Raw genomic sequence first — 971 nt, 5'->3', positions numbered from 1 at the left:
CCGGCCAGCCAGCCGTGATACACCTCGACGCGCTGCCCCACCGCAGTCCAGTCCGTGCTGCCGGTTGCCCCTTGCGTGAGAATCATCGTGTCGCTTTCAGGCAGGTAGATGATCCGGGTCAGTTGCGAGATGGTGCGCGGGATCGGCATCGTGATCGCGGCGCCCCAGACCGGTTTGCCACTCGAATCGAAACCTGTCAGTGGGTAGTGTGAAATGACATTGGTCTTGTCGAGACCCGCCCAGATATCGCCCTTGCTATCCAGACAGAAGCCATTGCGCACGCGTGCCGTCGTAGCGAAGGCCGTTCCCGGCAACGCGCCATCAGGAATCGCAATGTAGCCGCTCGCCGGGTTGAAGTGGAAAAAGTAGAAGGTATCGGGGTTCTGACTCGCGGCGACGAGTATCCGGTGCCCTCTCACGCTGGCGATCTGCGCAAAATGTTCGCCACGTTCGTGGTCGGCAAGATTGATCCGGGGGTCGGCCGGATAGGTGATCGGGTCGATTGTGTTGGCAACCAGGGTGCCACCCACGGTACCCGAATAGATATTCATTCCGCCGTAGAAGATCGCCCCGTCGGTGGCCGGATCCGGAGCCGCGTTGCCCTCGAAGTTCACAGATTGGAGCTGCCAGCGTAGAACTCCGGTCCCGTCGTATGCATGGATATCGGTGCCGCCGTTACGGCCGAGGTCCCATGACCCTCCCCATGGATTGTTCAGGACGTAGAGATTGCGCGCGGAATCCCTGCCAATGCCGGTGACGCGCGTAAAGCGCTTGTCGCCCACCTGCCCTTTTATGCCATTCACCGTACTGAGAAAGCCGCCTTGAACACCGAACGTCCCGGCGGAATACGGCGTGCCGGACAGGTCATAGATCTTGATGTTCATATCCGGCCCTTCGTCGCCGATCCATAGCTGGTCGCTCGTCGCATCGAAGTACAGCGAAGCGGGCCGCGCATTGGCCGGCAACTGGAT

Annotated in this window: 1 pseudogene; it reads right to left on the bottom strand. The window is 60.7% G+C overall.

The features are described 5' to 3' along the window. Positions 1 to 971 (bottom strand): annotated as a pseudogene (locus P0D70_RS36610) (SMP-30/gluconolaconase/LRE-like region family protein); the annotation flags it as partial.

It is taken from the genome of Paraburkholderia sp. RL17-381-BIF-C, assembly GCF_046026435.1.
GTDB lineage: Bacteria > Pseudomonadota > Gammaproteobacteria > Burkholderiales > Burkholderiaceae > Paraburkholderia.
Note: the sequence above shows the minus strand (reverse complement) of the source record. Positions and strands in the feature narration are given on the sequence as shown.